Source organism: Paenibacillus sp. 01L418 (genome assembly GCF_056400045.1).
Genome location: NZ_JBFTSN010000468.1, coordinates 1 through 4,653 on the forward strand (window position 1 = coordinate 1; position 4,653 = coordinate 4,653).

The 4,653-nt window shown below is 43.0% G+C and carries 7 protein-coding genes; 6 read left to right on the forward strand and 1 reads right to left on the reverse strand.

Translation table 11 applies throughout. The features are described 5' to 3' along the window. Window positions 1-241 (reverse strand): hypothetical protein (locus AC1DSE_RS30500; RefSeq protein WP_477528722.1); only part of this gene is annotated, 241 nt, incomplete at its 3' end. A 396-nt stretch (window positions 242-637) separates the two neighbouring features. Between AC1DSE_RS30500 and AC1DSE_RS30505 the strand changes: the two genes are divergently transcribed. The 6 genes from AC1DSE_RS30505 to AC1DSE_RS30530 form a co-directional block, all read left to right on the forward strand. Continuing rightward, window positions 638-1,234 (forward strand): RNA polymerase sigma factor, encoded by a 597-nt coding sequence (locus tag AC1DSE_RS30505; protein WP_076265683.1) that lies wholly within the window; start codon window positions 638-640, stop codon window positions 1,232-1,234. Continuing rightward, a complete protein-coding gene (locus AC1DSE_RS30510) occupies window positions 1,231-1,833 on the forward strand; it encodes an anti-sigma factor (RefSeq protein WP_477528723.1) in 603 nt (200 codons plus the stop codon). Before AC1DSE_RS30505 ends, AC1DSE_RS30510 begins: the two co-directional genes overlap by 4 nt. A gap of 69 nt (window positions 1,834-1,902) precedes the next feature. Then, on the forward strand, window positions 1,903-2,484 hold the full coding sequence (locus tag AC1DSE_RS30515; protein WP_477509642.1) for a histidine phosphatase family protein: 582 nt from the start codon (window positions 1,903-1,905) through the stop codon (window positions 2,482-2,484). A gap of 189 nt (window positions 2,485-2,673) precedes the next feature. Beyond that, window positions 2,674-3,849 carry a hypothetical protein gene (locus tag AC1DSE_RS30520; RefSeq protein ID WP_441875278.1) on the forward strand — a complete coding sequence of 392 codons (1,176 nt, stop codon included), beginning with the start codon at window positions 2,674-2,676 and terminating at the stop codon, window positions 3,847-3,849. Between the two features lie 105 nt (window positions 3,850-3,954). Next, a complete protein-coding gene (locus tag AC1DSE_RS30525) occupies window positions 3,955-4,461 on the forward strand; it encodes a gamma carbonic anhydrase family protein (protein ID WP_339202874.1) in 507 nt (168 codons plus the stop codon). A gap of 52 nt (window positions 4,462-4,513) precedes the next feature. Then, the coding region (locus AC1DSE_RS30530; RefSeq protein ID WP_477528724.1) for an IDEAL domain-containing protein at window positions 4,514-4,653 on the forward strand (140 nt) is incomplete at its 3' end.

Genomic DNA, 4,653 nt, shown 5'->3' on the forward strand with positions numbered 1-4,653 from the left:
TAGCATGTAGGTTTTTTTCATGAGCTTTTTTTGCATGGATGCTTTTTGCATGAAGGCTTTTAGCATGCATTTTATGTTTCTTTTTCTCTTCCATTTTCTTTACATGCATTTGATGCTTTTTCTTATCTTCCACTTTCTTCATATGCATTTCTTTTTCAGATACAGGAGCAGCAGCGTACACAGCAGAGCTTGCACTAAAGATTAGACATGCTGAGAAAACGGCGATAATTGTTTTTTTCATAACGGTTATGACCTCCAAATTGTTGTTTAAATGATTGTGCATTGTCATGTTCTCCATTGAAGCCAATAATCATGAATGTGAACCTTTACCAGCCTAAAGAAAGCGATTTATATTGCAAGAACTCTGTAAGGCGAGTAGAATAAAACTTTATTTCCAATACATAGCTATAGATCAGCTTGAGTCCGAAATCTATAATTACGCATCCACATTTGTAAAAATATTGTATTTTATCCTTTTGTCGAAAGAGGCAGGAATTTGCCCTCGAAACACGAATTATATGTATATTCGTGTTTTTTGAATTAATTATGATAAACACCGCAACTTTTCGTTCCCGGGACGGTACAATGATATATAGCGGTCCGGGAATAATCCGCAGGTGGAGGAGGTTCGCCTGTMATGACTGATTCCCAGTTGATACGAGAGATAAAGGATGGCAATGTCGAGCTGTACTCCGAGCTTATGCGGCGCTACCAACGAAAAATTTTAGCGTTTATTTATCACATGCTGAAGAGTGCAAAGCTCGAGCTTATGGCCGAAGACTTGTGTTCTGAGACCTTCTATAAAGCCTACCGCAGCCTTCATTCGTTTCGCGAATTGGATGCTTCTTTTTCGACGTGGTTATATACGATTGCGCGAAATACAGTACTTAGCGAGCTTCGCAAGCAAAAATCAGCGCATGTGTCGCTTGATGAATCGGGATTCGAGCCTGTCGCAGCGCTTGATGCGGTTCCTGAGCAGCATGTGCTAAGAAATGAACGTATGGCGATGGTGCGAGAAGCGATAAACAATTTGCCAGAAAAACAACGCTCAGCGCTTATTCTTCGGGAATATGACCAGCTGGACTATCAAGAAATTGCTAATATTTTAGGACAAACGGTCAGTTCTGTTAAATCACTGCTATTCCGAGCAAGAGCAAGCGTAAAAACGCAGCTGGAGCCGTATTTCGGACAATCGCCGCTGATGGAGGAATTCGAAGGGATGAATACGAGATGAATTGCAACGATGCGCAAGACAAATTCGGCGAATATTGGGATTTAGCTGATCACGATGAAGTGCGGATAGCAATAGACACTCATTTGCTTGAGWGCAAGACATGTGCGGAGCAGTTTGAGCTGTGGGAAGAGAGCGAGGATATCATTCGTTTCTTATCAGAGGAAGATGAGAGCCTCGGTCCTATGGAGCATGTGAATCGAAATGTGATGGATCGCATTTACGCTGAGGAATCTTGGTTAATGCCTGTTCCGCACAAAAGCTATCAGTTTTCGAAGTCGTTTCGCCGTAATATCGCGCTGATCGTTGCAGCTTGTATGGCTTTGTTTGCAAGTGCATTCTTTGTATTCATATTTGATAATGATGGCGGTGTTTCACAAGCTGAAATTGCCGAGCTAAGCGGATTGATGGACACAGCAAATGCGTCTGGTGATGGTTTAATTACAGCAGGATTTTATGCAGAGGTTCCGGTTGCCAGCATTAGCGAGCCATTCGTTCTAAAGGTTATGCCGGCCTTCCCGCAATATTATGTTGCATTGTCCTTGCTTGGTCTTATTATGACGCTGCTGATTTTGAACTGGCTCTCTAGAACACGAAGCTAATGTTGATGTATGATAAAGCTCCCTAGGGAGCTTTTGTTATGTCTACTATATAAAGGAGCTGAATACGGCTTGTTGATTGGATTAGTGCGCCACGGTAAGACGGACTGGAATGAACAAGGAAAGATTCAAGGGCAAACGGATATTCCATTGAATGAAGTAGGTATTGTACAAGCCAAAGCATTGGCAGAGCGATTAAGCCGTGAAGACCAGATATGGGATGCTGTTATATCAAGTGATCTGCAGCGGGCTCATGCGACAGCACAGATTATCGCTTTGAAGTTAAATATTCCTTTGCTTGAAAGTGAGCCGCGCTTGAGAGAGAGGTATTTTGGCGAGGTTGAAGGCACGAGGGAGCAGGAGCGTCACGAACGCTGGGGAACGAATTGGCGAGAAATTGCTGAAGGTGTAGAGTCTAATGATGAGGTCAGAGCAAGAGGCTTGAGCGCAATTAATGAATGGAAGCTGAAGTATCCAAAGCGCAACTTGCTTGTCGTTTCTCATGGCAGCTTTTTGGCTCAAATCATGGAAGAGATATGTTCGGATCTCGAGGATCAATATTTATCCAACTTGTCTTATTCTATCTTGGAGCTGCGTGATGAGAAATGGCATCCGCAGCTGTATAATTGCACGATCCATTTAAATGAAGCATAGGAATCGCATACGAGCTGCGCCTTTATTTATTAAGGTGCGGCTTTTTTTGTATAAACTCCTTGTAATCTAGGTTATAAAACAATAGATATTTTCCCATAATGATATCAACTGACGCTTATTCATTACACAATACCCTTACGAAGCGGGGCGCCCGAGTGATAAGGCGGCTTCTGTAGAAAGGAGAGAGCTATGAATTTATCGGATATGCTAGGGTACGCTGATATTCAACAACTTAGCAGAATTGCAGATGTTTACCGTTGCGAATGCAATGGACATTCCAAAAACGATTTGATCCAATCCATTCTCTCTACCGTAAGTCGAAATGATGTTTTTGAAGCGCAAATAAGCAGCATGAAGATGGAGGATTTACGATTCCTCAACTCTTTGTTATTCGAAGCAAGAAACTCCTTTAGTTTAGAGGATTTGCTCGCTCGGGTGCAGCACAGCAGATTTGGAGAAGAGATCATCAAACCGGAGTTAGACCCGCCGAAAAAAACAAAACGCAGCAAAAAAAAGACAGAAGCAGTCGAAAAGCAGCTTAGCCCGCGAGAAATGATAGCTAAATTCAAGCATCACGGTTGGTTGTTCAATGGCTTCAGTGGCCCAAGCAGATATCTCTTTCAGGTTCCAAACGATTTGAAGACGCGCTTCCGCGATACGCTTGCGAGGAGGTTTGCCGCTGATCTKCAGTATACGGATGAGCCGCCTATTTACCGGGATGAGCAAATGCTTATTCACGACGATATTACACATCTGCTTCATTACACGTACCATAATGAAATCCAGCTAACAGCTGATGGGTCGATGTACAAGCGATTTACGCTGCAGCTGCTTGATCGTTTTGGCGTGCAAGAGGAGCTGCCTGCAAAAGGAGCATGGCGTTTTGGATATGGCAGACATTTTAACCAATATCCGAATCGTTTCTCATTCGTATACGATTACTGTTATCACGCAAAGTATATTAATGAAAATCAGACGCTTTTGACAGTTACGGGTCCAGGTGAAGAGCGCATGAAGAGCAGGCCTTCAAGCGAAGCAGAGCAAATCTATCGATATTGGTTGAAGCTATACAAGGGACCAATTACACATTTACTGTCGCTCGTGCATTGGATTAACACCCTCGCTGTGGAATGGGTTACGGTTGAGTCGCTCAGAACGGTACTTGTTCCGTTCATTAAGCCTTACTTTTACGATGATGCAAATACGATTTTGGAACAGAGAATTATGGCTATGATGGTTCATTTGGGGCTGCTTCGGCTTGGGGAGCATCCGATTTATGGGGCTGTAGTCCGTATGACCAAGGCAGGACGAGCTGTAGTTGCTGGCGTGAGCCTTGAGGAATCAGGTCCGATAGTGGTCCATTGATTTTGGAAATCGTACTCTTGGAGTAAGATCAAATATAAGCTACAGTATAAGAATACGACAGAAATGGCTTGTTATATTTGATCGCTTGGAGAGGACTGAAGAAAATTGTTGATCCCATACAAAGGCGTAATGCCAAAGATTCATGAAGATGTATACATAGCTGAAGGTGCAAAAATAATTGGTGACGTAACGATTGCTGAGAAAAGCACCGTTTGGTTTAATGCAGTACTGCGAGGGGATCTTGCACCTATACAAATCGGTCATAGCTGCAATATTCAAGATGGAGTCGTCGGTCACTTGAATGTGAATCAACCTTTGATTCTAGCTGATGAGGTGTCTATCGGCCATGCCGCTATAATACACGGCTGTACGATAGGCAGAGGCACATTAATTGGAATGGGGGCAATCGTACTTAACGGCGCAGACATTGGTGAATATGCTTTAATAGGAGCCGGTTCGATTGTTACAGAGAACAAAAAAATACCATCCTATACTCTATCTATCGGATCACCCGCCAAAGTCGTAAGAGAGTTAACAGAGGACGATTTACTGCGTATGAAAAAAACGATGGAGAGCTACGTGACAAAGGGAATAGAATATAGGATCTCTTAACGCCGGTTTGGAGGTGTATCCTATGGACAAAATGAAAGTAACGTATTAAGCCATGCTAGGTTTTGCCGAAGAGTTTGTGCTTGACGAAGCGGTATTGAAATTTCAAACCAACCAAATTTATACGGCAATTGACAAAGCATTGGCCGCTGGTGACGAGGATACGTTTTACCGTCTCGCAAAACAGCTAAATGC

Excerpts from the sequence above, each read along its gene's own strand:
- AC1DSE_RS30505 (WP_076265683.1), top strand. The coding sequence starts at position 638 with ATGACTGATTCCCAGTTGATACGAGAGATAAAGGATGGCAATGTCGAG.